General features: G+C 63.0%; 24 protein-coding genes, 2 tRNA genes and 1 pseudogene. 21 read left to right on the top strand and 6 right to left on the bottom strand.

Translation table 11 applies throughout. The annotated features are described in order from the left end of the window. Positions 1–8 precede the first annotated feature (8 nt). Together secD and yajC are read right to left on the bottom strand one after the other, a co-directional pair. Positions 9–1601: a protein translocase subunit SecD gene (gene secD, locus HGK27_RS03955; protein ID WP_206238907.1), complete on the bottom strand. Its 1593-nt coding sequence runs from the start codon at positions 1599–1601 to the stop codon at positions 9–11. Positions 1602–1710: 109 nt separating this feature from the next. Beyond that, on the bottom strand, positions 1711–2043 hold the full coding sequence (gene yajC, locus HGK27_RS03950; protein ID WP_206238905.1) for a preprotein translocase subunit YajC: 333 nt from the start codon (positions 2041–2043) through the stop codon (positions 1711–1713). Between the two features lie 271 nt (positions 2044–2314). On the opposite strand from yajC, the gene HGK27_RS03945 reads away from it, so the two are divergent. From HGK27_RS03945 to accC, 6 genes are all read left to right on the top strand, one after another. After that, positions 2315–2391 (top strand) — tRNA-Pro (locus HGK27_RS03945). Positions 2392–2528: 137 nt separating this feature from the next. Further along, positions 2529–3752 (top strand): NAD(P)/FAD-dependent oxidoreductase, encoded by a 1224-nt coding sequence (locus HGK27_RS03940; protein ID WP_206238903.1) that lies wholly within the window; start codon positions 2529–2531, stop codon positions 3750–3752. Between the two features lie 103 nt (positions 3753–3855). Further along, on the top strand, positions 3856–4269 hold the full coding sequence (locus HGK27_RS03935) for a holin family protein (RefSeq protein ID WP_206238901.1): 414 nt from the start codon (positions 3856–3858) through the stop codon (positions 4267–4269). A 99-nt stretch (positions 4270–4368) separates the two neighbouring features. Next, positions 4369–4806: a type II 3-dehydroquinate dehydratase gene (gene aroQ / locus HGK27_RS03930; protein WP_206238900.1), complete on the top strand. Its 438-nt coding sequence runs from the start codon at positions 4369–4371 to the stop codon at positions 4804–4806. Between the two features lie 148 nt (positions 4807–4954). After that, complete coding sequence (accB, locus tag HGK27_RS03925) at positions 4955–5410, top strand: acetyl-CoA carboxylase biotin carboxyl carrier protein (RefSeq protein WP_206242783.1); 456 nt, start codon at positions 4955–4957, stop codon at positions 5408–5410. Between the two features lie 7 nt (positions 5411–5417). Beyond that, positions 5418–6767 (top strand): acetyl-CoA carboxylase biotin carboxylase subunit, encoded by a 1350-nt coding sequence (accC, locus tag HGK27_RS03920; protein WP_206238898.1) that lies wholly within the window; start codon positions 5418–5420, stop codon positions 6765–6767. A gap of 264 nt (positions 6768–7031) precedes the next feature. On the opposite strand, the gene HGK27_RS03915 is transcribed toward accC, so the two are convergent. Continuing rightward, positions 7032–7499, bottom strand: coding sequence for an Lrp/AsnC family transcriptional regulator (locus HGK27_RS03915; protein ID WP_068080770.1), 468 nt, complete (start codon positions 7497–7499; stop codon positions 7032–7034). A gap of 290 nt (positions 7500–7789) precedes the next feature. Here HGK27_RS03915 and HGK27_RS03910 point away from each other — a divergent pair, with 290 nt between their 5' ends. The 5 genes from HGK27_RS03910 to HGK27_RS03890 all read left to right on the top strand — a co-directional run bounded on the left by HGK27_RS03910 (position 7790) and on the right by HGK27_RS03890 (position 12245). Next, positions 7790–9535 carry a HAMP domain-containing histidine kinase gene (locus HGK27_RS03910; protein ID WP_206238896.1) on the top strand — a complete coding sequence of 582 codons (1746 nt, stop codon included), beginning with the start codon at positions 7790–7792 and terminating at the stop codon, positions 9533–9535. A gap of 22 nt (positions 9536–9557) precedes the next feature. Beyond that, a complete protein-coding gene (locus tag HGK27_RS03905; protein WP_407674585.1) occupies positions 9558–10562 on the top strand; it encodes a polysaccharide deacetylase family protein in 1005 nt (334 codons plus the stop codon). Positions 10563–10596: 34 nt separating this feature from the next. After that, a tRNA-Ile gene (locus HGK27_RS03900) sits at positions 10597–10672 on the top strand. Positions 10673–10974: 302 nt separating this feature from the next. Beyond that, on the top strand, positions 10975–11280 hold the full coding sequence (locus HGK27_RS03895) for a hypothetical protein (protein WP_206238891.1): 306 nt from the start codon (positions 10975–10977) through the stop codon (positions 11278–11280). A gap of 17 nt (positions 11281–11297) precedes the next feature. Then, positions 11298–12245, top strand: a complete 948-nt coding sequence (locus HGK27_RS03890) for a GIY-YIG nuclease family protein (protein WP_241127322.1) — start codon at positions 11298–11300, stop codon at positions 12243–12245. Positions 12246–12326: 81 nt separating this feature from the next. Here the strand turns inward: HGK27_RS03890 and HGK27_RS03885 are convergent, their stop codons facing one another. Then, positions 12327–12530: a hypothetical protein gene (locus HGK27_RS03885; RefSeq protein ID WP_206238887.1), complete on the bottom strand. Its 204-nt coding sequence runs from the start codon at positions 12528–12530 to the stop codon at positions 12327–12329. A 307-nt stretch (positions 12531–12837) separates the two neighbouring features. On the opposite strand from HGK27_RS03885, the gene HGK27_RS03880 reads away from it, so the two are divergent. From HGK27_RS03880 to HGK27_RS03850, 7 genes are all read left to right on the top strand, one after another. Continuing rightward, entirely contained in the window at positions 12838–13326 is a 489-nt protein-coding gene (locus HGK27_RS03880; RefSeq protein WP_206238886.1) for a hypothetical protein, read from the top strand. After that, positions 13323–14423 carry an RNA ligase RtcB family protein gene (locus HGK27_RS03875; protein WP_206238884.1) on the top strand — a complete coding sequence of 367 codons (1101 nt, stop codon included), beginning with the start codon at positions 13323–13325 and terminating at the stop codon, positions 14421–14423. Before HGK27_RS03880 ends, HGK27_RS03875 begins: the two co-directional genes overlap by 4 nt. Continuing rightward, positions 14420–15040 (top strand): peptide chain release factor H, encoded by a 621-nt coding sequence (gene prfH, locus HGK27_RS03870; RefSeq protein WP_206238883.1) that lies wholly within the window; start codon positions 14420–14422, stop codon positions 15038–15040. The genes HGK27_RS03875 and prfH overlap by 4 nt, the downstream gene beginning before the upstream one ends. Before the next feature lie 161 nt (positions 15041–15201). Beyond that, positions 15202–15819 carry a hypothetical protein gene (locus HGK27_RS03865; protein WP_206238881.1) on the top strand — a complete coding sequence of 206 codons (618 nt, stop codon included), beginning with the start codon at positions 15202–15204 and terminating at the stop codon, positions 15817–15819. Then, on the top strand, positions 15806–16183 hold the full coding sequence (locus tag HGK27_RS03860) for a winged helix-turn-helix domain-containing protein (RefSeq protein ID WP_206238879.1): 378 nt from the start codon (positions 15806–15808) through the stop codon (positions 16181–16183). Before HGK27_RS03865 ends, HGK27_RS03860 begins: the two co-directional genes overlap by 14 nt. A 23-nt stretch (positions 16184–16206) precedes the next feature. Continuing rightward, positions 16207–16626, top strand: a complete 420-nt coding sequence (locus tag HGK27_RS03855; protein ID WP_206238877.1) for a diacylglycerol kinase family protein — start codon at positions 16207–16209, stop codon at positions 16624–16626. A 38-nt stretch (positions 16627–16664) separates the two neighbouring features. Further along, positions 16665–17180, top strand: a complete 516-nt coding sequence (locus HGK27_RS03850; protein ID WP_206238875.1) for a hypothetical protein — start codon at positions 16665–16667, stop codon at positions 17178–17180. 15 nt (positions 17181–17195) lie between these two features. Here the strand turns inward: HGK27_RS03850 and HGK27_RS03845 are convergent, their stop codons facing one another. After that, positions 17196–17519 (bottom strand): metalloregulator ArsR/SmtB family transcription factor, encoded by a 324-nt coding sequence (locus HGK27_RS03845; protein WP_206238873.1) that lies wholly within the window; start codon positions 17517–17519, stop codon positions 17196–17198. Positions 17520–17604: 85 nt separating this feature from the next. Here HGK27_RS03845 and HGK27_RS03840 point away from each other — a divergent pair, with 85 nt between their 5' ends. Next, positions 17605–18516, top strand: a complete 912-nt coding sequence (locus tag HGK27_RS03840; protein WP_206238871.1) for an acyl-CoA desaturase — start codon at positions 17605–17607, stop codon at positions 18514–18516. 96 nt (positions 18517–18612) lie between these two features. On the opposite strand, the pseudogene rtcR reads toward HGK27_RS03840, so the two are convergent. Continuing rightward, positions 18613–20130 (bottom strand): annotated as a pseudogene (gene rtcR, locus HGK27_RS03835) (RNA repair transcriptional activator RtcR); the annotation flags it as partial. A 260-nt stretch (positions 20131–20390) separates the two neighbouring features. On the opposite strand from rtcR, the gene HGK27_RS03830 reads away from it, so the two are divergent. After that, complete coding sequence (locus HGK27_RS03830; protein WP_206238867.1) at positions 20391–21938, top strand: vWA domain-containing protein; 1548 nt, start codon at positions 20391–20393, stop codon at positions 21936–21938. 627 nt (positions 21939–22565) lie between these two features. Further along, the gene (locus HGK27_RS03825; RefSeq protein ID WP_206238865.1) at positions 22566–23792 is read left to right on the top strand and encodes an RtcB family protein; all 1227 of its coding nucleotides are present in this window, start codon (positions 22566–22568) and stop codon (positions 23790–23792) included. Positions 23793–23808: the final 16 nt, after the last annotated feature.

Raw genomic sequence — 23808 nt, 5'->3', positions numbered from 1 at the left:
ACGGCCCCTTAGATCGTAATATCGTTGGGGCGCGTCTTGCGCAGCCACGACGCCACCCACATGCGGGTGAGATAGACGGAGGTGAACACCGAGGTGACGATGCCGATCATCAGCACCACGGCAAAGCCCTTGATCGGCCCCGAACCCAGCACAAACATCAGCACGGCCGAGATGATATGGGTGATGTTGGCATCGAAGATGGTGCGGCTGGCTTCCTTGTAACCCAGCTCCACCGCCTGGAACACCTTGCGGCCCCGGTGGCGTTCTTCGCGGATACGCTCGTTGATCAGCACGTTGGCGTCGACCGCGGCGCCGATGGTCAGCACGAAACCGGCGATGCCCGGCAGGGTCAGCGTGGTGTTGAACACCGCCATGATGCCCAGGATCATGATCACGTTGATGATCACGGCGGCATTGGCATACATGCCGAAGCGGCCATAGGTCACGGCCATGAAGATCACCACCGCCAGCGTGCCCACGCCCATGGCGATGGCACCCTTGTGGATCGAATCGGCGCCAAGGTCAGGGCCGACGGTGCGCTCTTCCACCACCTTGAGGTCGATCGGCAGCGCGCCCGAGCTGAGCGCGATGGCCAGCTGGTTGGCGCTCTGCGTGGTGAAGCTGCCGGAGATCACGGCGCTGCCGCCCAGAATCGCGGTGTTGATGTTGGGGGCCGAAAGCACCTTGCCGTCGAGGATGATGGCGAAAGGATGGCCAACATTTTCCGTGGTCAGCTTGGCGAATTTCTCGCCGCCGGCCTGATTGAAGTTGATCGAGACCTGCGGCTCACCGGTCTGCTGATCGAAGACCTGATGCGCGCTGGTCAGCTGATCGCCCTTGATGCCGCCCAGACGCTTGACCGCCAGAGCGCCCGCGCCGCTGGCATAGGGCACGATCTCGTCACCCGGAGGGGCCACGCCCGACTGCACGTCGGTGGGCGAAGCGGTCGTATCGACCAGCTTGAACTCCAGCTTGGCGGTCTGGCCCAGCAGGGCTTTCAGCGCCGTGGGGTCCTTCAGGCCGGGCACCTGCACCACGATGCGGTCGGTGCCCTGCTTGATGATGGTCGGCTCACGGGTGCCCAGCGCGTCGATACGCTTGCGCACCACTTCCGTGGCGGTGCTCATCGCGTCGGTGACGGCCTGATCGATGCCGGCCTTGGTGGGCGTCAGCACGATGCGGGTGGTGTCCACCACCTTGATGTCCCAGTCACGCTGGCCCGAAAGGCCCGCGCCATTGGTCAGCGGCAGCACCGCCTCACGCGCGGCATCCACATCGGCCGGGTTGCTCACCATGAAGCTGAGCGAACCGTCCTTGTTCGAGATGTCGCCGATCTGGACCGGATGGCTGGCCTTGCTCAGCGCGTTGCGGACCTCTTCTTCCTTGGATTCGAGGCGCAGGCTGGTCACCTGATCAGGATTGGCCTCCAGCAGCAGATGGCTGCCGCCGGCAAGGTCGAGCCCCAGATTGATCTTGGGGTTGGGCAGAGCGGCAGGCCATGCGTAACCGGCGACCGAAACGAAGGACGGCACAGCCGCCGCCATCGCCGCCAGCGCGATGAACCAGAACCAGAGCTGTTTCCAGCGGGGAAAATCGAGCATGTGTTTGCGGCTCTGTCAGCGTTTCCCACGCCAGGGCGCGGGAAGATTGAGGAAAGCGGGAGATGGGCATCGGCCCCTGCGGCGTCAACCGCCCGGGGCCTGTCCCGTCTCAGTCGTTGGCAGGGGCGCTGCCAGCGGGCGGGATCACATCGCCGATGGTGGACTTGAGCGCCTTGACCTTCAGGCCCGGCGCCAGCTCCACATCCACATAATCGGCATCGACCTTGACCACCTTGCCGATGAAGCCACCGCCGGTCAGCACCTGATCGCCCTTCTTGAGAGCCTCCAGCTTGGCCTTCTGCTGCTTTTGCTGCTGCATCTGCGGACGCAGCAGGAAGAACCACATGACCAGACCCATGCCGATGAAAGGCAGGAATTGCAGCCAGGCGGGCGGGCTGTCTGCCGAAGCGGCGGCCAGCACGGGCAGGAGGGAAACAGTCATCGGGCGGTCTTTCGTGATGGAATCGAGATGGTCGCGGATAACGATGCATCACGCGCGCAACGTTCCTACGAAGAACCGCGCGCGGGGCACGCCCCCGGCCAGCGGCGGCGCCTAGCAGGCTTTCACGCGCAAGGCAACGAAGCGGCCCGAGAGGCGAGGCAAGCAGCTGGTTCCCGGTATTTTTCCACAGGCATGAGCATGGCTCGGATCATTTTTTGCAAAACAGGCGCTTGCCATCCGGGAAAGCCCCGCATATAGGGCGCCCTCCGGTCGGGACGTAGCGCAGCCTGGTAGCGCATCACACTGGGGGTGTGGGGGTCGGAGGTTCGAATCCTCTCGTCCCGACCAATGAAAAAAGCCGTTTCCTGCTTCACGCAGGAAGCGGCTTTTTCTTTATGGCCTTCCCCGCCCGCCGGTGCTTTTCCTATCCCCCGCATCGCTCCTGACGATTGACGGCGCCGATTTTTCCGCCAACTTGGCGCGCCATGAGCAAAAAAGACATCGTGATCGTCGGCGGGGGCCATGCAGGCGCGCAATGCGCCATTGCCCTGCGCCAAGGGGGATTTACCGGCAGCATCGCGCTCATCGGGCGCGAGCATGAGCCGCCTTATGAGCGCCCGCCGCTCTCCAAGGAGTATTTCGCGCGCGAGAAGACCTTCGAGCGACTCTATATCCGCCCGCCCCAGTTCTGGGCCGAGAAGGACATCGAGCTGCTGCTGGGCGTGGAAGTCACGAAGGTCGATGCGCAGGCACACAGCGTTACCCTCTCCACCGGCGAAGACGTGACCTATGGCCAGCTGGTCTGGGCAGCGGGCGGCGATCCGCGCCGCCTCTCGGGCGAAGGCGCCGATCTGGCGGGCGTCCATGCCGTGCGCACCCGCGAGGATTGCGACAAGCTGATGGGCGAAGTCGATGGCGGCGTTAAGAAGATCGCGGTGATCGGTGGCGGCTATATCGGCCTTGAGGCCGCCGCTGTGCTGACCAAGCTGGGCTGCCATGTCACCCTGCTGGAGGCCGCGCCGCGCGTGCTGGCCCGCGTGGCGGGTGAGGAACTATCCGCCTTTTATGAGGCCGAGCATCGCGCCCATGGCGTCGATCTGCGCACCAATGTCAGCGTGGCCGGGCTGATCGGTCAGGGCCGTGTGCGCGGCGTGAAACTGGGCGATGGCAGCGAAATCGCCGCCGATGCCGTGATCGTGGGCATCGGCATCATCGCCGCCGTGGCGCCGCTGATCGAGGCGGGCGCTGCCGGCGCCAATGGCGTGGATGTGGACGAATTGTGCCGCACCTCCCTGCCCGACATCTATGCCATCGGCGACTGCGCCAGCTTCGCCTGCGATTATGCGGGCGGCGCGGTGATGCGTGTCGAATCGGTGCAGAACGCCAATGATCAGGCCACCTGCGTGGCCAAGGCGATTCTCGGCAATCCAGCGCCTTACAAGGCCTTCCCGTGGTTCTGGTCGAACCAGTATGATCTGAAGCTGCAGACGGCGGGCATTTCGCTGGGCCATGACCAGACCGTACTGCGCGGATCGCCCGAGGCACGCGCCTTTTCGGTGATCTATCTGAAGGGCGGCAAGATCATCGCCATCGACAGCGTCAATGTGGTGAAGGACTATGTGCAGGGCCGCAAGCTGATCGAGGCTGGCGCCAGCCCCGATCCCGAACAGCTGGCCGATACCGCCGTGCCGCTGAAGGAACTGCTGTAAAACATAAGACCGCGCCGGGAACCGCTTCCCGGCGCGGCATTTTCCTAACATCACCCATTCGGTTATTTCCCGAGATCCTGTCCGCCAAGAAGGATCTCTTGCCATGCCCCTGCTCGACACGCTGATCTCGCCAGTCTCCGCCCTGCTCGACCGGATCATCCCCGACAAGGCCCAGCGCGACGCCGCCAAGCTGCAACTGCTGCAGATGCAGGGCACGCAGGAGCTCCAGACGCTGCAGACCCAGCTCTCCGCCATCGTGGCCGAGGCCAATGCCACCGATCCCTGGACCAGCCGGGCGCGGCCCAGCTTCCTTTATGTGATGTATGTCATCATCCTCTGCGCGATTCCCATGGGCGTGCTGTCGGCTTTCCGGCCCGATATGGCCAAGGCCATCTCGACAGGGATGAACGCCTATCTGGAAGGCATTCCCGAGCCGCTCTACACGCTCTTCGGCACCGGCTATCTGGGCTACACCGCCGCGCGCCAGTGGGGAAAGGCCAAGGGCACCGACAAGTAAACATGCCCTCGCAAGGGCAGCTTCCCTGCCCTTGCATATGCTTGAACCCTTGGCCCCTGCCTGTATGACGGGGCAAACTCCCGAAACAGGTAGATCACAATGACCGACTCCACCGTTTATGTCCTCAACGGCCCCAACATCAATCTGCTGGGGATCCGCGAACCGCATATCTACGGTCACGAGACGCTGGCGGACATCAACGAACGTCTGGTCGCTCATGGCGAAACGCTGGGTCTGACGATCAAGGCCTTGCAATCCAACCATGAAGGCGCTCTGATCGACTGGCTCCACGAAGCCAATGCCACCGGCGCCAAGGCGGTGATCCTGAACGGCGGCGCCTACACCCACACCAGCGTCGCCATTCACGACGCGATCAAGGGCATCACCGTGCCGGTGATCGAGGTTCACCTCTCAAACCCCCACAAGCGCGAGGAATTCCGCCACAAGAGCTACATCGGCATGGCCGCCATGGCGACGATTGCGGGTTTCGGCGCAAGGTCCTATACGCTGGCCATCGATGCCGTGGCGGCGCTGTAAGGCGCCTGCCCGGCAAAAACCATGCGCCTGCCCCTTGCCCGCCGGTTTCCACGGGCCTAGGGGCACGCGCTGATCTATTTTTCGCCAAGGGGACCCCATGAGCGACGACAACAACACGGGCCGCGACGGCAAGACCGGCGACCTGGGCATGAATATCGACGGCACGCTGGTGCGCGAACTGGCCGAGCTGCTGGCCGAAACCAATCTGACCGAGATCGAGGTCGCCGATGGCGATCGCAAGATCCGCGTCGTGCGCGGCGCCCCCCAGGTGGTGGCCGCTGCCCCCGTGGCCTATGCGCCCGCACCTGCCGCCGCCGCGCCCGTCGCTGCAGCTGCAGCCCCGGCTGTCGCTGCCGAGCCTGCCTATGACGGCAAGCCCGTGAAGTCGCCCATGGTCGGCACCGCCTATCTGGCCGCCGAGCCCGGCGCGCCCGAATTCGTCAGCGTGGGCAAGGCCGTGAAGGCCGGTGACACGCTGCTGATCGTGGAAGCCATGAAGGTGATGAACCCCATCACTGCCCCCAGCGCAGGCACCGTCAAGGCCATCCTGATCGACAACGGCCAGCCGGTCGAATTCGATCAGCCGCTGGTGGTGATCGGCTAAGCCTCCCATGGCCATCAAAAAGATCCTGATCGCCAACCGGGGCGAAATCGCACTGCGCATCCTGCGGGCCGCGCATGAAATGGGCATCGAGACGGTGGCGGTCCACTCCACCGCCGACGCCGATGCCATGCATGTGCGCCTGGCCACCAATGCGGTGTGCATCGGCCCCCCGGCGGCCAAGGACAGCTATCTCAACGTGGCCGCCATCATCAGCGCGGCCGAGATCACCGGGGCGGATGCCATCCATCCCGGCTATGGCTTCTTGTCCGAGAACGCCCGCTTCGCCGAGATCGTCGAGGCGCATGGCATCACCTGGATCGGCCCCAAGCCCGAGCATATCCGCACCATGGGTGACAAGGTCACCGCCAAGAAGACGGCGGGCGATCTGGGCATGCCGCTGGTGCCCGGCAGCGCCGGCGCGGTCTCGGATGTGGATGAAGCGCACAAGATCGCCGAGGAAATCGGCTATCCTGTGATCATCAAGGCCGCCAGCGGCGGCGGCGGTCGCGGCATGAAGGTGTGCAATGCACCCGAAGACCTCGAAACGCTGATGCAGCAGGCCGGGTCCGAGGCGAAGGCCGCTTTCGGCGACGCGACGGTCTATATCGAGAAGTATCTCGGCAATCCGCGCCACATAGAATTCCAAATCTTCGGCGACGGCAAGGGTGAAGCCATTCACCTTGGCGAGCGCGACTGCTCGCTGCAGCGCCGCCACCAGAAGGTGCTGGAAGAGGCCCCCTCGCCCGTCATCACGCCCGAAGAGCGTTCGCGCATGGGCGGCATCGTGGCCAAGGCCATGGCCGACATGGGCTATCGTGGTGCTGGCACCATCGAGTTCCTGTGGGAAAAGGGTGAGTTCTACTTCATCGAGATGAACACCCGTCTGCAGGTGGAGCATCCGGTGACCGAGGCCATCACCGGCCTCGACCTCGTGCGCGAGCAGATCCGCATTGCCGACGGCCAGCCGCTGTCGGTGAAGCAGGAAGATATCGAATTCCGTGGCCACGCCATCGAATGCCGTATCAACGCCGAGGACCCCTGGACCTTCGCGCCTTCGCCCGGTCTGGTGGAGCATTATCACGCTTCGGGCGGCCTGAATGTGCGCGTGGATAGCGGGCTCTATGCCGGTTATCGCATTCCACCCTACTACGATTCGATGATCGCCAAGCTGATCGTCTATGGCCGCACGCGCGAGGGCTGCATCATGCGCCTGAAGCGCGCGCTGGAAGAAATGGTGATTCAGGGTCCGAAGACCTCGATCCCGCTGCATCAGGCCCTGTTGCAGGAGCCTGATTTCCGCAGCGGCGATTACACCATCAAGTGGCTGGAAGAGTGGTTGGCCAAGAAGGTCAATTAAGGAAGTGAAGTGCGAGGGGGTTACCCCCTCGCGCTCCCATGACGTCTCCCGACATGAAGGTTGGTGGCATCCGAACGGTGCGCAAACTTTCCACGGGCACGAAAAAGGCGCCGCAGGCAATTAGCCTCGGCGCCTTTTATCGTTTTACAGCCTGCGGCGCGGCGACCTTAACCCAAGGCCGAACCCGAAGCACAACGTAGACATTAACGGGAGCGCGAGGGGATAATCCCCTCGCATCTTCCCTTTTCAACCTTCTGAAAAAACTCAAACCTCCAACGGCACACCCGGAATATGCTTCGAGGTGCGGATCGTCAGCGAAGTCTTAACACTCGCCACGTTAGGCGCGGGTGTCAGCTTGCTGGTCAGGAACTCCTGGAAGCTCTGGAGATCACGGCTGACGATTTTCAGGATGAAGTCGATTTCGCCATTGAGCATGTGGCATTCGCGCACTTCGGGAAGTTGGCGAACGTGATCTTCGAACTGCCTCAGCGAGTCTTCGGCCTGGCTCTTCAGCGAGACCATGGCGAAAACGGTGATAGCGAAACCCAGCTTGGCAGCGTCGAGTTCGGCGTGGTAGCCGCGAATCACGCCCATTTCCTCCAGCGCGCGCACGCGGCGCAGGCAGGGCGGCGCGGTGAGGCCGACGCGCTGCGCCAGCTCGACGTTGGTTACGCGCCCTTCGTCCTGCAGCTCGGCGAGCAGCCGGCGATCGATCTGGTCGAGATTGGCCATAAACGTCTTGAAAACCCCACCCTATGCAAAATGCAGGATTAGCCTACATTGGAGGAAACAAACGCTGCATGCGTTGCGGCAGCTGATAATAATATTGTCTATGCCCGCAATCGTCCCGCTTTGCAACGTGCTCTGCGATGGGTCTTTCGCCTTATGGCCAAGCTGCTAGGCAGGGTCATGACGAAAGCGGGGGTTCGGCCTGCTGCGTTTCTATCGCGTTGGCATCGCCGTAACCAAATGCGTTGTAATCATATGGTCCCCTGGGCCTTAGAGGTGCTCCGAATCGTTTGATGCTCTATGATGATCGCCTTGCCACGGTGTTGCGGCTGGTCCCGATGGGGGCCAGTGTCGCGCGCATCCAGCTGCGACAGCTGATCGATCTGCTTGGCACCATGCCGGCGGAGGCGACCGGCCCGCTGGTGGATGCTGCCTATCAGCGGCTGGGCGAATTGGCGGCGAACATCCCTGCTGCGGATCGCGCGCGGATGCTGGGCCAGCCGGGGCAGCGCCTGCGATCTCCGCGCCTGATGGCCGCGCTATGCGGCATGGAGCCTGCTGTGGCGACGGCGGCGATCCGCTCGGCGGAGCTGGGCGATGAGCAATGGCTGGATCTGATCCCGGCCCTGCCGCTGCATGCACGCGGCACTCTGCGGGAAAGAGCCGATCTTCCGCCGCGTGCCCGCGCGCTGCTGGCACGGCTGGGCATTGCCGAAAGAGGCCTGCCCGCTCCCGAAGAGGCGGCAGCGCCCCAACAGGCCGAACCCGCCCCCGAGCAGGCCGCCCCGCTTGAGCTGGTTGCCGAGCTTCCCCCGGTCAAGGCGCAACCCCAGCCCGTAGAGGAAGCCCCTACCCCGCCCCCCGGCGACAGCAGCATCGGCGCCATCGTCCGCCGGATCGAGGCCTTCCGCCGCGCCCGCAATTCCACGCCCGCTTCGGACGCGCCGCAACTGCCGCTCGATGGCGATGTCACGCCCTTCAACCCGATTCGCGCCTTCGATTTCACAAGCGACACCGAAGGCCGCATCACCTGGGCTGAGGGCGGTATGGCGCCGATGGTCGTCGGCCATCTGCTGGCGCATCATCCGGCGCTCGCGCTGGCGGTGCGGCAGCATCAGCCCTTCCGGGCGATTTCAGTCACGCTGGAGGGCGCTCAGGGCGTCGCGGGTGACTGGCAGGTCGATGGTGTGCCGCGCTTCGATGCGCTGAGCGGGCGTTTCGTGGGCCATATGGGCCGCTTGCGCCGCCCTGTCGGCAATGAGGCGCAAAAGGCGCCTCCCTCCGGCGAGGGCGACCGCCTGCGTCAGGTGCTTCATGAGCTGCGCACGCCGGTCAACGCCATTCAGGGCTTTGCCGAGATCATCCAGCAGCAGCTCTTCGGCCCCACGCCGCATGAATATCGCGCTCTGGCCGCCGTCATCGCCGCCGACAGCGCGCGCATGCTCGCCGGTTTCGAGGAGCTGGAACGTTTCGCAAGGCTCGACAGCGGCGCCATGGAGCTGGCAAGCGGCGCCTGCGACATGGCCGAATGCCTCAAGGCCGCGCTGGCCCGGCTGACGCCTCAGGCGCAGACCCGCGGGATTCGCGTTGCCCTCTCGGGCGGGGAGGCCTCTGCCCCCGTCGCCCTGCCCGCGCTGGAGGCCGAAAGGCTGATCTGGCGCTTGCTCGCCGCGCTCTCCAGCCATGCGGTGGCGGGTGAGCAGCTGGCGGTCTCGCTCGTTCAGGCGCCCGAGCATGTCGGCGGCCAGATCACCATCGCCATGGCACTGCCCGCAGCTCTGGCCGGGCTTGGCAATGTCGGGCTGTTCCATGCCGGAACCGGTGACGGCCACGGCCAGGGCGGCGGACCCTGGGCGGGCATGTTTGGCACCGGCTTTGCCCTGCGCCTGGCCGCTGCCGAGGCGCGCGCGGCGGGCGGGCGCCTGCTGCGTGAAAAAGATCGATTGTCGCTCCTTTTGCCGGGGTTGACCCGCATGCCGCTGGAACCTAGCGAAGAGCATCCCGGCGACAAGGGACAGTCCGCGATCTCTGCGGCCTGAGGCGCGCCGGATGAGGCATGATTTGGCAAGCCTTCGACTGAGCGACGCTCCAGCCGAAAACGCACTCGTGCGTTTCAAGGCTGGTATGGGCCAGCGCTTCCTGCTGACCGTGGACACCGAGGAAGAGTTCGACTGGACCCAGCCGCTGCGCGCCAGCGGGCACACTGTCGATACGGTGGGCTGGATCACCAAGTTTCAGGAGTTCTGCGGCGGCTTCGGCGTGGTGCCGGTCTATCTGATCGACTACCCCATCGCCACATCCCCGCTGGCCGCCGAGGTGCTGCGTGAGCCGCTGGCGCAGGGCAACGCCGAGGTGGGCGTGCAGTTGCACCCCTGGGTCAACCCGCCGCATGAGGAAGAGGTCAACCAGCACAACAGCTTCGCGGGCAATCTGCCCTATGAGCTGGAGCGCGCCAAATTCATGCATCTGCATGAAACGATCCAGCGCAATTTCGGCGTCAAGCCGCTGATCTACCGCGCCGGGCGCTATGGCACCGGGCCCAACACCGCATCGATCCTGCAGGAAGCGGGCATTGCCATCGATACATCGGTGCGCTCCCGCTTCGACTATTCGCCCGGCGGCGGGCCGGATTACAGCCATCTGGGCCTTCACCCATGGTGGGTGGATGAGGCACGCACGCTGATGGAGCTGCCGCTGACCTCGGTCTTCGCCGGCGGCCTGCGGCACTGGGGGCAAAGGCTGTTTCCGGCGGTGTCGCAGATGGGGCGGATGCAGGGAGCGATGGCCCGCCTGCGCCTGCTCGACCGCATTCCGCTGACGCCCGAAGGCGTGACCATCGCCGAAGCGCTGCGTGCGGTGGATCTGGCGGTTGAAGCGCAATTGCCGGTGGTGGTCTTGTCCTTCCACAGCCCCTCGCTGAGCCCCGGCTACACGCCCTATGTGCGCACGGCGGGCGATCTGGACCGTATGTATGACTGGTGGCGCGCGGTGTTCACCCGGCTGATCGCGGCGCGGGTGAAACCGACATCGGTAAAGGAAATCATGGAATCGGTGGTACTTGCCTAGCGCGCTTCGCGCCGCTAACGGACATCCACCGGTGGGGCCTGTAGCTCAGCGGTTAGAGCTGGCCGCTCATAACGGCTAGGTCGCGGGTTCGAATCCTGCCGGGCCCACCAATGCCTTGATAAGTGCCTGAAAAAATTATTGGAAAACGAAAAGCTTTTGAGTCGATCTGTGACACATTATCGTGACACAATGGGCGAGCTGCTCACCTTTTCCCTTAAGGAAAGGCATGCCGATTGGGCCAACATCCCCAGCCCAAATGTCGAGAATCTCTGGCACATCAAGTGCTACGAACACAAGATGCCTATGACTACAACGATCGGCGAGGCCCGAACGTCCATGCCAAAGCTTGGGATGCGTATGCCGAGCGGGCTCGCGCCGCCATGGCGAGTTAAGGCATCCACTTGGCCCAGCCATGCAGCGCACATCGCCGGCAAGCCATCAAAATACTGACGACGGGTCATGCCACTTTTTGCAGCCGGACTACTGGGCGATCAAGCAAGGGCTGAAGCCTTTGTCGATGCCAGCCCCTTGCGCGAGTATCTGGTCGGCCAGTTGCAGGTGTCTGCGCGATGTCAATCTCGACAACAGTAGGCTGCGCGAAAACGAGAACGAGATTGAGGAAGGCTTGGCCGAGCCTGACGATATATTAGCCGCCATCTTGGGGCATGGGCTTGTTGCACAGGAGGAAATCAAAGTTGTGGTTGACGCACTGACTTAATGCGGAGAAGTTGAGTGATGATTTCAAACGCTTTCGAACAGACTTTGGGCGAAATTTTCGGCCGCACCATCCAACTTTTCCTGGTTGATGGCACACCCACCGGCTTGCGCAAGGCCACGATTCATGGTTGGACTGGTCTGACCTTCGTCGCCACGAGCACCACCTTTGCCGCGCTCACTGCTCGGCCAGAACTGGATCGAACCGGCATCTACATCCTCGCTGGTCCCGATCCCGAGGCAGTGGGCGGCACGCGAACCTATATCGGTTCGGCCAACAGCGTGCGTGAGCGGATCAAGCAGAGCGCACAGCAGCGGGAATTCTGGGAAACGGCAATTGCCGTTACCACCAGCGACGATGATCTGTCGAAAGGTCATGTCGAATATCTTGAAGCCCGGTTAATCGAATTGGCACATGCGGCAAACCGAGTTACGCTGGACAATGGCACCGCGCCCGGCGGCAATCGCCGTCGCTTACCCGAAGCCGATCAAGCAAACATGGAACAGTTCCTCGCCAATCTGAAAATCATATTGCCCGTAGTCGGGCTGGATATGCTGAAACCGCAGCCGCGTGCAGTGACACAAACGGCTACGCCGGTGGCGCAGCGCACCAGTGGCGAAATCACTTTTGAAATCCGCCATCGCTCCGGCATTCAAGCGGAGGCCGTGGAGGAAGATGGCGAATTTGTCGTTCTAGAGGGTTCGCAGGCATTGAAAGACACTGGCTATGTCCAGCAAAGCTATACCACGTTGAAAGAAAACTTAGTGAAACGGGGCGTGCTGCAAGCCAGCGCCGAGGGGCGGTATATATTTGTGAAGCCTTATAGCTTTTCTAGCCCCTCTGCCGCGGCAGCCGTCGTGCTGGATCGTAGCAGCAATGGCCTGTCTGAGTGGAAGGTCAAAGGTGAAAAGCGGACCTACAACGATGTGAAGCAGGCGCGAATTGCTGTCGACGAGGTAAGCGTATGAGTGGCTTATAGGTAGGCCGGGCTGAAACATTGATTGACGACATCATAGAGCCTTTTGTGAGCATCAACCCGACGAAGAGCCTTAACGAAGCATTGTCAACGAGGGTATCAGCCGCTCAGCGCTCAGCACCGGCTTCACGTTCCACCAGCCAGTCAATACAAGATTCATGCACATCTGATTAAAGGAGCCGGCGGCGCTGCTATCCTGGTCCTGCAGGATGCGCCCGCCTTGCCAGAGCATGGCATCATTGAAGATCTTTCTGCAAATGAACAGGATGGTTTTCAAGTGTGATCCCTGAGACATTGGTTAAATGAATAGGTGTCTCTTGTGCCCATCGTCAATCTGCATTAAGAGCGCCGCCAGCCAGTATCGGCCTGTTTCGAACCAAGGAAAGGAGAAGACCATGCAAGCAGCTTTCGCTCGCACCTCACGTCAGATCCTATTTCCCTGTGTTCAGGAACAGATTGCATGGGCAATTGCCTCAAGGGCGACACGTTTCGCCTGATTGCTTTTCGCGGTGCTTGCGCCGCTGATTTTTCCAAACCCTTCGCCACCGCATATTTGATTGCTCCTCTTTTCGGGGAGGTGCGTCATGCGCGATGATATGTTCAAGGTGATTGTCGAGCGTCCCCGCTGGGGCGCGAGCCACGCCGCCTCACCAAAATTGAAAAGGATGCCCCTCGCCGACACGCAGCATATCGGGCTCAAGCGCCATGCCAGGATTGCTGCGCGCTACACCAAGTCCTTGAATGAAAATCTGGCTCCGTTGGTGCGCTATCTGCGCCGCCAGCGCGGCCGCCCCTGGGATGCCGTCTTCAGCGAGATCTGCGCTGGCCTCGACACGGGCAGCACGGTCAAGATGCATGTCCGCCAGCATATCGAGGATTTCGTGCTGACGCGCATCTCGATCGGACGGCGCGGCGAGTGGATGTTCCAGGGGCAGGTTCTGGGGCGCAAGGGCCAATGGTTCCGCCGCCGCGAGCTGTTTGTCGATCCGCGTGACGGCATCCTCAAGGATATGGCGGTGCTGGAGGCGATGCTGGCCTCGAACCAATCCTCCAGCAAGGGAGGCGCATCATGAGCCAGATCACTCTGATCGCCAGCGATCCCGCGCGTTTCGATCCGCTGGCGCTGGACCAGCTTCAGGCCACTGCGCGCTATGGTGGAATGGCGCGCATCGTGGGTCTGCCCGATCTGCATGCGGGCAATGGCATCGCCGTGGGCGCGGCCTTCTGGTCGCCGGACCGCATCTGGCCGCATCTGGTGGGCAGCGACATCGGATGCGGCATGGCCCTGTGGGAAACCGACTGCTCCCTGCGCAAGTTCAGGCTGGGCTCTATCGAGCGCAAGCTGCATGGGTTGGATGCACCGTGGCCGGGCGATGGCGCGGCGGCTCTGGCAGATGCCGGATTGCCAGCCGATCTGGCCAGCCCGGCGCTGGGCACCATCGGCGGAGGCAACCACTTCGTCGAATTTCAGCGCATCGAGGAGATGGTGGACGAGGCGCGCTTCGCCGCGCTGGGCCTGCGGCAGGATCGGGTGTGGATGATGGTCCACAGCGGCTCGCGCGGGCTGGGTCAGGCCATCCTGCAGGCGCATCGCCAAGCGGAGATCACCGAAGGCATCGCGGCAAGCAGTCCAGCAGCAACGGCCTATCTGGCCGAGCATGATGCCGCGCTGGACTGGGCCGTCCTCAACCGCCGGATCATCGCCGAGCGCTTTTGCGCCTGCCTTGGCCTGACCGGACGCCGCGTGCTGGATATCTGCCATAACAGCGTGACGCCGCATCAGAGCGGATGGCTGCACCGCAAGGGCGCCGCGCCAGCCGATCGCGGTCTGGTCACCATTCCCGGCTCGCGCGGGGATTTCAGCTATCTGGTCGAGCCGATCGCCGACAAGGCCGATCATGCCCTGCATTCGCTGGCTCATGGCGCGGGCCGCAAATGGAGCCGCAAGGATGCCCATGCCCGCCTGTCGCGCCGCTTCAAAGTGGCCGACATGCAGCGCACCGATCTGGGCAGCCATGTGATTTGTGAGGATCGCCGGCTGATCTTCGAAGAAGCGCCCGATGCCTATAAGGACATCGCCATGGTGATCGCCAATCTGGAGCAGGCCGGGCTTATCCGCGTGATTGCCCGGCTTCGCCCCCTGCTCAGTTATAAGACGAGGGCCGCATGAAAGAGATCATCCTGCATATCACGGCGGGCAAAGGTCCGCAGGAATGCCGCTGGGTGGTGGCGCAACTGGCGCGCGCCTTTGCCCGTGAGGCCAAAGACATGGGACTCGGCTGGGAGATGTTGGACGGGCTGGCGGAGTCGCCCTCCTCGATCCTGCTGCGCATCGATGGCGAGGCTGCGACAACCTTTGCCGCCCAGCGCATCGGCACAATCCAGTGGATCGGCAACAGCCCGTTCCGCCCCGGCCACAAACGCCGCAACTGGTTCGTGGGTGTGGCCCCCGCGCCAGAGCCCGAGGCCCTCACTGACCTGAGGGAGGAGGATATCGATTATCAGGCCATGCGTGCCAGCGGACCGGGCGGCCAGCACGTCAACAAGACCGACAGCGCGGTGCGGGCCACGCATCGGCCCAGCGGGCTTGTTGCTGTGGCTCAGGAACAGCGGTCCCAGCATGCCAACCGCAAGCTGGCCCGGCTGAAGCTGGCCATCATGCTGGAGGAACGGCGCGGGCAGGCCAAAGACGATGCGCTCCGGTCGCAATGGCAGGTCCATCAGGATCTGGAGCGCGGCAATGCGGTCAGGGTCTATGCCGGGCCGAAATTTGCCCTGAAAGGATAAGAATTTCGGAGATTGGGTGGGATGCTCTTCCACCCAATCCTTTCGCACAGAACCGCCGCCAGTTGTGAGGCAGCATTCCGCAACCATCACCTCACGCAGACGAGCCGGCTTGACTCACTCCTCTAGCCAAGTACTTTGCAATCCAAAGCAAGAGGCCTCCTATGCGCGATATCGAACAAGCACTGTCGGACATCGCCGGGATCCGTGCCCAACTGGCCTCCAGCACACGCTTCCATGGCTTTGCTCCGGCTGCGATCATGGGCAGCGGCGCCCTCGCCTTTCTGGCGGCCTCGGCACAAACCCTCTGGCCCGAGCGCCTGGCCAGCGATCCAATGCGCTATGTCGAAGTCTGGGTGGCGGTGGCAATCGCCGCCTCGGGCCTGATTGCCACCGAGGGGCTGGCCCGGATCGGCCGTATGCATGGCACCATGGCCTCCATGATGGTGGCCGGAGCCGCGCGACAGATGGCGCCTTTCGGCATCGCCGGAGCCATGATCACCCTGATCCTCTATCGCTCGGCGCCGGGCAGCCTGTGGATCATGCCGGGCTTGTGGCAGATGCTGATCGCCTTGATCGGCTTCACATCACTGTCCACGCTGCCACGCGCGATCATCTGGCCTGCGGGGTGGTATTTCCTCTGCGGCGTGATCGTGCTTGATCTGGCCAGCCGGGGCACGCCCTTGTCGCCATGGATGATGGGCCTTCCCTTCTCGCTGGGACAGGCCGCCGTCGCCTTGATCCTTCATCGTGATATGGAGCGCCGCCATGTCCGCCTCTGACCGCAAGCCTCCCTTTGCCTATACGGGGCTGGACCGGATCTTCCATGAGAAGGCGCGGCTGGGCATTGCGACATCACTGGCAGGGCATGCCGAGGGGCTGAGCTTTTCCGATCTCAAAGCCCTGTGCGGACTGACCGACGGCAATCTGAGTCGCCACCTTCAGGTGCTTGAAGAGGCAGGCTTCGTGGCCTTGAACAAAGGTTACGACGGCAAGCGACCGCACACAAGCTGCTGCCTGACCGATCAGGGGCGAGCGCGGTTTATGGAGTATCTGGCCGAACTGGAACATGTGCTGCGGCAAGCCTCGCTGGCGACCGCAGGGCACGGTCATGGGGGTTTGAAAACGAGTCCCCAGACAAGCTGATCATTTTATCTGGGGACTTTGCAATGCAAAGTAATTTACACACCAATCAGATCCCCTGCCCCGCCCCTTCCGGCAGATTCAGTATCAGGGCTCGATTGCGCAGCGTGTCCTATGCGGCGCAAGGGATCGTGACCCTGATCCGCGAAGAACATAACGCCCGCATCCATCTGTTCGCCACCGGCGCTGTGGTGCTGACGGGCTGGCGGCTCCATTGCACATGGGACGAATGGCGCTGGCTGTTGCTGGCCATCGGACTGGTCTGGATGGCCGAAGCCTTCAACACGGCCATCGAGGTGCTTTGCGATCTGGTGCAGCCGGGATTTCATCCGCAGGTGAAGCGGATCAAGGATCTGGCCGCAGGAGCGGTGCTGCTGGCGGCCCTGACAGCAGCCTTGATCGGCATGACTGTGCTCTGGCCGCATCTTGCCGGGAGCATGGCTTGACCAGCCACGAGCATCGGCGCTGGTTGGGACCGGAGGTCATGGCTGCAGCGCTGCTGTTCAGCGTGATGATGATCATCGCCATCAGCCAGGATTTCCTCTGGTTCCTCTTCGGCCTGCTGATTGCGCTTATCCTGCTGGTCGTGACATTGGGCTGTATCGGCTGGAGCATCGCCAAACGCCGAGGCTGGCGCAGTGCTGCGCTGGCCGTGCTGATCCTGACGGCCACCTTGCCGATGATGCGGCTCGTTCAGTCGGCATGGGACTGGAGCAGCGTCGCGATCTGGAGCTTGTCTCACGAGCAGGAGATCGCCAGCGCCTCAGGCAAGGATGCCATCGTGACAGGCTGGTCTGATCGGGGATGGGCCGGAGGATCGACCTTCAGCTATGTCATCGCCGATAGGCTTGATGACAGCCGCTCCACCGACGGTGCTGAACGCTGGCGCAAAAGGCTAAAACTGGTTTGCCCGGTCTCGGCCAGCCAACGGATATGGCGGGGGCTCTACCTCATCGAAACGACCGACTGCCCGTTCGATGGCATCGCATTCCTCGAATAGCCCCCTCCTCCGCGCTCAGCTTTCGGAAGCATCGTCACGCGTTCTGGCGATCTGCGCGCTTTCCGCCTTGAGCGGTCTGGCCACCGGGCAAACCTCCTGTACATAGGCGTTGAGCGTGTTCGCCAGACTGTCCGGCACCAGGCTGTAATAGACATATTGCCCGCGCTTCTCGCTGGTGATCAGCCCGGCATTTTCAAGCACGCCCAGATGCTGGGACACCGCCGGCTTGGACATCTCGAACCGCGACGCGATGTCCCCGGCATTCAGCTCGGTATGCGCCAGATAGGCCAGGATCTTGCGGCGCGGGGCCGAGGCCAGTGCTTCGAAAACCTTCTGCATGGGTAGCATTTAAGGAATAAGCTAACTGCTTGACAAGCTCCAATCGATATTTAAGAAATAAGTTAAATACCTTGGAGTCATCGCCATGGACACCACCGATCGCTGCACCGTGAACAGCCTGAGGGAGGTGCCCGGATGCGATCCAAGTGCGGGCGCTGTCCGCTGGGACCCTGTTCATTCCTTGTGGAACGGCGGCATGCTGGCCGCCGCCCTGCTGCTCGCCCCGGTCTATGCCAGTTGGGGAGCGGTCACGGTCTTCCTTGTCCTGACCGGCGCTTCGCTGTTGCTGGGGCACAGTGTCGGCTTCCATCGGCGGCTGATCCATCGCAGCTTCGATTGCCCCTTATGGCTGGAAAGAGCGCTGGTCTGGGTGGGCAACTGCGTCGGCATGAGTGGCCCTTTCTGGATGATTCGCACCCATGACCTGCGCGACTGGGCCCAGCGCCAGGCCCATTGCCATGACTATCTTGCCCACCGCCAACCTATGCTGATCGATGCATGGTGGCAGTTGCATTGCCGCCTGACGCTGGATCATCCGCCCGCCTTCGATCTGGGAGCCGCAGGCAAGGACCGCTTCTATCGCTTTCTGGAGGCCACATGGATGGCCCAGCAGCTTCCCCTCGCCTTGCTGCTCTATCTGGGTGGAGGATGGGGTTGGGTGATCTGGGGCGTGTGCGTGCGCGTCAGCGCCTCGGTGACGGGGCATTGGTATGTCGGTCATCTGGCGCATCGTCGGGGGCCGCAAAGCTGGCTGGTCAAGGACGCAGGCGTGCAGGCTCATGATATCCCATGGGCCGCGATCCCCACCATGGGCGAGGCATGGCACAACAATCACCATGCCTTTCCGGGCTCGGCCCGCATCGGGCTTTATCCGGGGCAAAGCGATTGGGGCTATGCCTTTATTCGCGCCTTGGCCGCGATGGGCGTCGCCTGGAATATCGCGCTGCCGGAAGATCTGGGGCGCGACAAGGTGCTGGCACGGGTGGGGCCTGCCTAGCCGGAGCTGACGTAGACGTCAGCCTTTGGCTCTACCGATCGCTTCCCAATCCAGCGCGAATCGAGCCAGATATTTGCGCAGCCGGTCCGCATCATTGGTGCTGGCGCGCTTCTCGCGTGAGGCCGCGAACAACTGCCGCCCGGCCTCCGACAGCGAGCGGCTGGCCTGGCAGGTCTCGATCACATAGGCGAGTTGGATGCGGTCGAAGGGATCGATCTCAGCCAGCATTTCAGCGCCCAGCAGGGCGTCGAGCCCATCAGTGCCGTGATCCGCGCCGGACCAGAGGTGAGTGAGGCGGGTGATTTCCTTTGCCGCTGTCTCCACATCGATGCGACCTTTGGGCGAAAAGGTGGCCATGCGGGTGACGCTGGCCGCCAGATCACGAAAATTGCCCGGCCAACGCGCCAGAGGCGAGGTTGCAAAGGAGAGGTAGCGGGTGCGCGCCTCCTTGTTGAAGGTGATGCGCTCGCCCTCGCGCTCAGCATGGCGGTCGAGTTCGTAATCGAGATTGGGGGCAATGTCCTCACGCCGCTGGGCAAGACCCGGCAGAGCGAAGGTCCAGAGGTTGAGGCGGGCGAACAGATCCTCGCGGAAGGTCCCTTCGGCCACACAGCGGGCCAAATCACGGTTGGTGCCGGCGATCAGCTGGAAATCGCTTTCCGTTTCCCGGTCTGCGCCGACGGGGAGGAAGCGCTTGTCTTCAATGGCGCGCAGGATCATCGCCTGCTCGTCCAGCCCGAGTTCGCCGATCTCGTCGAGGAACAGCATGCCGCCATCGGCGCTGCGCAGCAGACCCGCGCGATCCGCCGCAGCCCCGGTGAAGGCACCCTTCTTGTGGCCGAACAGGGCGGACATGGCGCTGTCGCCGCGCAAGGTGGCGCAGTTGACCTCCACGAAAGCGCCGCCAGCTTGGCGCTTCAGCTTTTTCAGATCGAAGATGCGGCGGGCGAGCTGGCTCTTGCCTGCCCCCGTCGGCCCCATGAGCAGGATCGGCGCGCGGGTGCGGCTGGCGACCTGCTCGATCTCGTCGATCATCGTGTTGAAGGCCGGGTTGCGGGTTTCGATGCCCGATTTCAGGAAGGAGGTGCTCTCCGCGCTTTCGCTGGCGAAGCGTGTCGCAATGCTGTCGTAGCGCGAGAGATCGAGGTCGATCACGCTCCATGTGCCCAGGGCATCGGGCGCGCCGCGCTTGGGCTGGGTCTGGAGCAGGCGGCCGGGCAGGTAATGCGCCTCGGTCAGCAGGAACAGGCAGATCTGCGCGACATGCGTGCCGGTGGTGATGTGGATCAGCAGATCCTCCGCCTCCGGATCGAAGGGCTGGGCCCGCGCGAAGTCCAGCAGCTTGCCATAGACCTCCTCGAAATCCCAAGGGTCCTTGAAGTCGATGGTGTGGCGCTCAACCAGCGTCTCGGGTGAGACCGAGGCGATATCTTCCGCCACATAGTCGGCCAGACGGCTGTGGCCCGAGCCATGGATCATCATGAAGCGGTCGATCCGCAGATCCTCATGCATGCACAGCCCCACCGAGGGCCGCCATTTAGTCCAGCGCGAAGGGCCGAATTTGGAGGCATCCAGCGTGGAGCCAAGAAAGCTGATGACAGTGGTCGACTTCATGCGCCAGATTTCTATCATCTTATCCCATAGGATACAAATTCAAGAAATCTCAAAACAGCATTCTTTGCGCCAATCTTGGGAATTTAAAAAATTATCGTTTAAAACCAGCGTTATGTATTTTTCTGGAAAGCCCCTTCTTCAAACTGGCACGCCCTCTGCAATTCATTGGGCGTCGGGTCGGTCGAACAGCCCGACAGGCAGGTGAGACGGGGCGGATGGAATAGGCCATCCGCCCCGGAAGACCGGAAGGATTTTTCGTCATGGCCAATCAGAGCCTTTTTGCATCGCCGACCGCCAAGGTCTGGCCGCGCGCCGATATGGCCAACCAGTCCGGCGCGCCCGCCTACGCCTATGGCCCCGAGGCCAAGCTGGCCCAGCTGGCTGCAACGGGCACGCTGGCCGATGGCTTCTATTCCGGCGCCGAGGCTCAGCTGGCCGATGTGTTGGCAGTGGCTCAGGCGGTTTCGCCCGAGTTTGTGGCCAAGGCTGCGGTCTATGCCCGCACCTCCGGCGCGATGAAGGATATGCCTGCCCTGCTGGCGGCCTGGCTGACCGTCGCCGATCCCGATCTGGCGGTTCCCGTGTTCCGCCGCGTGATCGACAATGGGCGCATGCTGCGCAGCTTTGTGCAGATCATGCGTTCGGGTCAGGTGGGCCGCACCTCGCTGGGCACCCGCCCCAAGCGGCTGGTCAAGGAATGGCTGGAGCAGGCCTCGATGCCTCGCCTGATGGCGGCGGCGACGGGCACCAGCCCCAGTCTGGCCGATGTGGTAAAGATGGTGCATCCCGCTCCGGCGGATGCGGCGCGGCGTGCGTTCTATGGCTGGCTGATCGGCAAGCCTTATGATGTCGCTGCCCTGCCGCAGGAGATCGCCGCCTTCGAAGCATGGAAGCGTGAGCCCAAGGGCGAACTGCCTCCGGTGCCTTTCGAATGGCTGACTGCTTTCCCGCTTTCGGGCAAGCAGTGGGCCGTGCTGGCCAGCCGCATGGGCTGGCAGGCGCTGCGCATGAACCTCAACACGCTGGCGCGTAACGGTGCTTTCAGCGTGACGGGCGTGACCGAAGCGGTGGCCGCAAGGCTGGCCGATGTGGAGGCCATCGCGCGCGTTCGCCCCATGCCCTATCAGCTGATGGTGGCGTTGGGGCAGGCTGGTGATGGCGTGCCACTAGCGGTTCAGGCCGCTTTGGAAAGTGCGCTGGAAACCTCGCTGGCGCTGGTGCCCGCGCTGGAAGGGCGGATCGCGATATGCCCCGACGTGTCGGGTTCGATGGGTTCGCCTGTCACCGGCTATCGCAAGGGTGCCAGTTCGAAGGTGCGTTGCATCGATGTTGCCGCTCTGGTTGCCGCCGCTGTGCTGCGCCGGAACAGCAAGGCTCGGGTCATCCCCTTCGAGCAGCAGGTGGTGGCGTTGGACCTCGATCCCCATGCCCGCGTTGCCGTGAATGCGGCGAAGCTGGCGGGGATCGGCGGGGGTGGCACCAATGTCTCGGCGCCTTTGGCGCTCCTCAACAAGGAGCGGGCGAAGGTGGATATGGTGGTGATCGTCTCGGACAATCAGTCCTGGGTCGATCCCTCGCGATACGGCGCTACGGCGACGATGGCGGAGTGGAGCAAGCTGAAGGCCCGCAACCCGGGCGCGAAGCTGATCTGCATCGACATCCAGCCCTATGGCACCACGCAGGCCAGGGACGGCAAGGACATCATGAATGTCGGTGGCTTCACCGATGCGGTGTTCGACGCGATGGCACGTTTCGCCAGGGGTGAGACGCGCGATTGGATCAGCATCGTCAACCAAACGGAGGTGTGAGAAAGATCACGGCGAATGCCGGAACGGACTACATTGTCACTGTGGATGTCGCGGGTTCGAATCCCGCTCGCCCGGAAACGGGCGGTAGCTCAGCCTGGTAGAGCACCAGCCCTTCGGGGCGGTCTGTTCCAATCCTCGTCGCCGTGATCCTATCGAACCATTTTACTAGATAGAAGTGGCGAATGCCGGCGGGACTACATGTCACCAAACCGAGGTCCGACGAGTCAAAGCGCCCTTGAGGCTGATGCCGAAAGGGAGATGCGGGTTCGAATCCCGCCGACGACACGTAGCTTAAGGACCGCGTCTCGCCATACCTCGTCGCCACGGCCCACTGTTCATTCACGGCGAATGCCGGGCAAGGACTACATCCTCTCACGATGCAGGTGCGGGTTCGAATCCTGCCGGGGCCACCACTGTGAGGCCCCGTAGCTTAACGGCAGAGCGGCGCCCTTTTGGGCAATGTCTTTCCCATACCTCGTCGCCGTGACCCATTTTAACGCTGGCGAATGCCGGTGGGACTACATCGGGTAAGGCCCAAGGGCCGAGCGGTTCAATTCCGCGCCGGAGCAATCCGGAAGTCTCGCCAAATCTCGTCGCCGGCACCATGATACGCAAAGGAGGTCAGCCATGACCCAGACGACCTATGATGTGATGGCCCGTGAAGGCGGTGTGCCTGTGAAGATGTGGACGCGCGGCGTTCCCGTGGAGGACGAAGCGCGCGACCAGCTGTCGCGCGCCGCGCAGATGCCCTTTGTCTTCAAGCATGTGGCGGCGATGCCCGACGTGCATGTGGGGATCGGCGCCACGGTGGGATCGGTGATCCCCACCAGGGGCGCGGTAATCCCGGCGGCAGTGGGTGTCGATATCGGCTGCGGCATGATGGCGGCGCGCACCTCGCTGATGGCGCATGATCTGCCTGACTCGCTGGAGGGCATCCGCAGCGCCATCGAGCAGGCTGTGCCCCATGGGCGCAGCGTGGGGCGCGGCCAGCGCGACAATGGCTCATGGGGCAGTCCGCCCCCGACGATCGTCGAGGCCTGGGCCACGCTGGCCGTGCGGTTCGAACGGATCTGCGCCAAGCATCCCCGGCTAAAGAACACCAACAATCTGACGCATCTGGGCACGCTGGGCACGGGCAATCACTTTATCGAACTGTGCCTTGATACTGAGGCGCGGGTCTGGGTGATGCTGCATTCCGGCTCGCGGGGAGTGGGCAATGCCATCGGCACCTTCTTCATCGAGCTGGCCAAGCAGGACATGCGCAAATGGCATATCAACCTGCCCGATCAGGATCTGGCCTACTTCCCGGAAGGCACCGACCATTTCGACGATTATGTCGAGGCGGTCGGCTGGGCTCAGGACTTTGCCGCCCTGAACCGCAGGATGATGATGGTGAATGTCATCGCCGCCCTGCGCAAGCAGATCAGCAAGCCTTTCGAGGCCGAGATGGAAGCGGTGAACTGCCATCACAACTATGTGACGCGGGAAAACCACTTTGGCGAGAACGTGCTGGTCACCCGCAAGGGGGCGGTGCGTGCGGCCAAGGGCACTCTGGGGATCATCCCGGGCTCGATGGGGGCGAAGAGCTTTATCGTGCGCGGGCTGGGCAACCCGGAGAGCTTCGACAGCTGCAGCCATGGCGCGGGGCGGATCATGTCGCGCACTGCAGCGAAAAAGCTGGTCACGCTCGATGAACATATCCGCGATACGGCGGGCGTGGAATGCCGCAAGGATGTGGGCGTGATCGATGAGACGCCCCGCGCCTACAAGCCGATCGAAGCTGTGATGGCGGCGCAAGCCGATCTGGTGGAGATCGTCCATACGTTGAAGCAGGTGGTCTGCGTGAAGGGATAACCCTTGGCGCAGGGCA

The sequence above is a fragment of the Novosphingobium terrae genome, assembly GCF_017163935.1.
In the GTDB taxonomy this organism is placed as follows: Bacteria; Pseudomonadota; Alphaproteobacteria; order Sphingomonadales; family Sphingomonadaceae; genus Novosphingobium; species Novosphingobium terrae.
This window is presented reverse-complemented; position numbering and strand designations above follow the sequence as displayed.